Below are 2,966 nucleotides of genomic sequence, written 5' to 3' on the forward strand. Positions count from 1 at the left end.
AGAAGATCGGACACTCTCATCTGGATGGCATCTGACACAAGGCTTTAAGCGGCTAGATAATCTCGTCCTCATCAAAGAGCGGATCATCCGCCAGTTGCTCGGCCACGCCCTCGACCGCCGCTTCTGCCACGTCCACAGATTTGACCGCTGCGATATGAAACAGCGCATCGCCTTCATTGACCACGGGCATGACGGCACGTCCGACGATGATGCCGGCATTTCGCGCGGTGACATCGGCCTCTTCCTCGCCGAAAGGATCGGAGATCGCGGCGAGCACTTCGCCCTCCTCCACCACATCGCCTTCGCTTTTATAAACCCGCAGCAAACCACCCATAGGCGCGCGTGTCCAAGTGCTGTCAGAACAGATCAGCGAGCGCGTGCGCGTCTTGGCGATGCCCTTGGCAGGCAACATTTCAAGCGTGTTTAGCACGCGCAGGATGCCCGCCACCCCCGCCCTCACAGACATTTCGTCAAAGCGCATCCCCTCGCCCGCCTCATAGAGCAGCACATCGACGCCAATGCGTTTGGCCTCTTGGCGCAGACTGCCGTCGCGCAGGGCGCTGGTCAGGATCACGGGCGCGCCGAACGCATGGGCAAGGCGCATTTTTTGCGCATTGGCACCGCTGACACGAATTTGCGGCAGGTTGGTGCGATGCACAGCAGCCGAATGCAGATCGATCCCGATCGTGCAGCGCGCCACAATCTCGCTCAGGAAGATATGCGCCAGCCGCGAGGCGAGCGAGCCATGGGGCGAGCCGGGGAAACAGCGGTTTAAATCGCGCCGATCTGGCAGATAGCGCGAATGATTAAGGAAGCCAAAGGTATTGACGATGGGCACCACGATCAATGTACCGCGCAGATTGACCAGCGGGTCCGAGCGCAAAAGGCGGCGCACGATTTCCACGCCAATCACCTCATCGCCATGAATGCCTGCACTGACAAACATGCAAGGCCCTTCGCGCTTGCCATGAATGACATGCGCGGCGATGGCGACGGGCGTGTGATCGGACAGGGTGCTGACCGGAATACGCACGGTCTTGCGCGTGCCTGCGGCGATACGCTCGCCGACAATCTCGAAGGGCGCGCGCTTGCTCATGTCAGCTCCAGGAGTAGTTGAAGGAGACCGAAATTCGCTCTTCTTCGGACATATTCATCGGCACCTCGTGGCGCAGCCAGCTCTCCCAAAGGAGCACATCGCCCACATCCGGCTCGACATAGATGAAGGTCTTCAGCTCGCGCCGCGCCGTTTTCAGGCGGGTGGGCGATGCCATCAGCATCTGGCTGCGCGGGTCTTCGAATTTGATCGCGCTGGCACCATTGGGCATAGCCACATAGGTGGTGCCGCTGATCACCGAATGCGGATGGATGTGACTGGAATGCGTGCCGCCTTCTGGCAGGATGTTGATCCACAAGTCCTCGAGCTTGAGCGCGCGCCCGTCCAGATCGAACTGCGCATCCTCGACAAAGGCTGCGACATGGGCATCGAGATTCTTGGTCACATCTGCAAAAATCGGAAACCGCCAAGCAAGGTCTGTCAGGGAGGCATAAGACGTGTAGCCGGGATAACCGTTGTCCTCGCACCACTGCTGACCAGCTTCGTCATCGCTCGCAATCGCGTAGCAAGAGGCTTCGAGTTCTTCAGGAGATATAGCGCCCTGCTCGGATAAGGCAGCGCGATACAGGCGGGTCACAAAGAGAGATTCTATATGGGTCATGAACGTCGTTTAGAGCTTGAGGCGCTAAATGACGAGTGTGGCATAGCGAAAAACATTCACGCTTTTCGTAAAGTGCGCACCGCGAATGCACTGGTCTCTCAAGGCTATTTCGATCATCCTGCTCAAAAACAACCGTGGGGGACATGACTATGAAAAAGATGATCGTGATTTTTGGCTGCGCTGCCTTTTTGCTTTCAGCTTGCGAAGAAATTGACGGAGCAAGCACAAATGCGCCGATGCCGTTTATCGCCGAGGTGCCAGAGGGTGTGACTTCGATCGCGGCGCAGGGGCAGGATTTGACAGCAGTGCGCATCGATCCAATCGATGGGTGCTACACTTACCGCCATATCGGACCTGTCGAAACCACGTTTCTGCCGCTGCGCGCCGCTAACGGGCGCCCGATCTGTTCTCGCGCGTCCTGAGCCGTTGCTTGAAATCCTAGCCTAGCTTGTCGCCGAAATATGATCTTCGGCGGCATGCAAATGCGCGTTCACTCCGGTCGAGACGTTCACGTAGAGACCGTTGATATGCGCCATCACCATGCGCACACAGCCCGAACTGGCACGCCCACCGATGGACCCGGGGTTGGGCGAGCCATGAATGCGCAAATAGGTATCGCGGCTGCCACGATACAGATAGAGCGCGCGTGAGCCGAGCGGATTGGACGGCCCTGCATCCATGCCTGCGGCGTGCTGCGCATAAAGATGCGGATCGCGCTTTATCATCGCGGGTGTTGGCGTCCAAGTGGGCCATTTCGCTTTGCGGCGGATCTTGTAGACACCCGGCGTGTAGAGATTGCCGCGCGCGATCGCCACACCGTAACGCATAGCCGTGCCGCCCTCTTCAATATGATAAAGATAGCGCGCGACTGCATCGACGTGAATGTCACCAACATTAAGCCCCGCATTCGCCTCTACGCGCTGGGGCAAAAAGCGTCGATGCAAGTTCCACGGGTTGCTTGTTGCAGGATCGAACTCTGCGGGTGTGATCTGCGCATCCCAAGCGTCCCACTTCGAGCGATTGGTGCTCGGCCCTGCAGCGGCAAACCCGGTGATGGGCGTCGAAAAAAGAGCCGCCGCAGAAATCGTGAAGTGGCGTCGGGTGAGCATGGCGGTGCAATCCTTATAAGCGGCAGGTCTTCGAGTCGTTGAAGCTATCTAACGATATACGCGCCGCGATCAAAGAGCGAGTCACATGGGTGTGCGGTTTGTAAGATTACCAAATAAGGGCTTGGGAGTATCCGAAACTCTG

4 protein-coding genes are annotated in these 2,966 nt (G+C 58.0%); 1 reads left to right on the top strand and 3 read right to left on the bottom strand.

Annotated features, from left to right (window positions below):
• Positions 1-52: 52 nt before the first annotated feature.
• Together B9P63_RS18775 and B9P63_RS18780 are read right to left on the bottom strand one after the other, a co-directional pair.
• Positions 53-1,096, bottom strand: coding sequence for a succinylglutamate desuccinylase/aspartoacylase family protein (locus B9P63_RS18775; protein WP_085311688.1), 1,044 nt, complete (start codon positions 1,094-1,096; stop codon positions 53-55).
• A 1-nt stretch (position 1,097) separates the two neighbouring features.
• Positions 1,098-1,715, bottom strand: coding sequence for a 2OG-Fe(II) oxygenase family protein (locus B9P63_RS18780; protein WP_085311690.1), 618 nt, complete (start codon positions 1,713-1,715; stop codon positions 1,098-1,100).
• A 149-nt stretch (positions 1,716-1,864) separates the two neighbouring features.
• Between B9P63_RS18780 and B9P63_RS18785 the strand changes: the two genes are divergently transcribed.
• Positions 1,865-2,137, top strand: a complete 273-nt coding sequence (locus B9P63_RS18785; protein WP_095533074.1) for a hypothetical protein — start codon at positions 1,865-1,867, stop codon at positions 2,135-2,137.
• A 21-nt stretch (positions 2,138-2,158) separates the two neighbouring features.
• On the opposite strand, the gene B9P63_RS18790 is transcribed toward B9P63_RS18785, so the two are convergent.
• Positions 2,159-2,824 carry a L,D-transpeptidase gene (locus B9P63_RS18790; protein WP_085311692.1) on the bottom strand — a complete coding sequence of 222 codons (666 nt, stop codon included), beginning with the start codon at positions 2,822-2,824 and terminating at the stop codon, positions 2,159-2,161.
• Positions 2,825-2,966 lie beyond the last annotated feature (142 nt).

It is taken from the genome of Planktotalea arctica (assembly GCF_002105285.1).
In the GTDB taxonomy this organism is placed as follows: Bacteria; Pseudomonadota; Alphaproteobacteria; order Rhodobacterales; family Rhodobacteraceae; genus Planktotalea; species Planktotalea arctica.

Coding starts and splice junctions, on each gene's coding strand:
- B9P63_RS18775 (WP_085311688.1), bottom strand. CDS start 1,096: ATGAGCAAGCGCGCGCCCTTCGAGATTGTCGGCGAGCGTATCGCCGCA.
- B9P63_RS18780 (WP_085311690.1), bottom strand. CDS start 1,715: ATGACCCATATAGAATCTCTCTTTGTGACCCGCCTGTATCGCGCTGCC.
- B9P63_RS18785 (WP_095533074.1), top strand. CDS start 1,865: ATGAAAAAGATGATCGTGATTTTTGGCTGCGCTGCCTTTTTGCTTTCA.
- B9P63_RS18790 (WP_085311692.1), bottom strand. CDS start 2,824: ATGCTCACCCGACGCCACTTCACGATTTCTGCGGCGGCTCTTTTTTCG.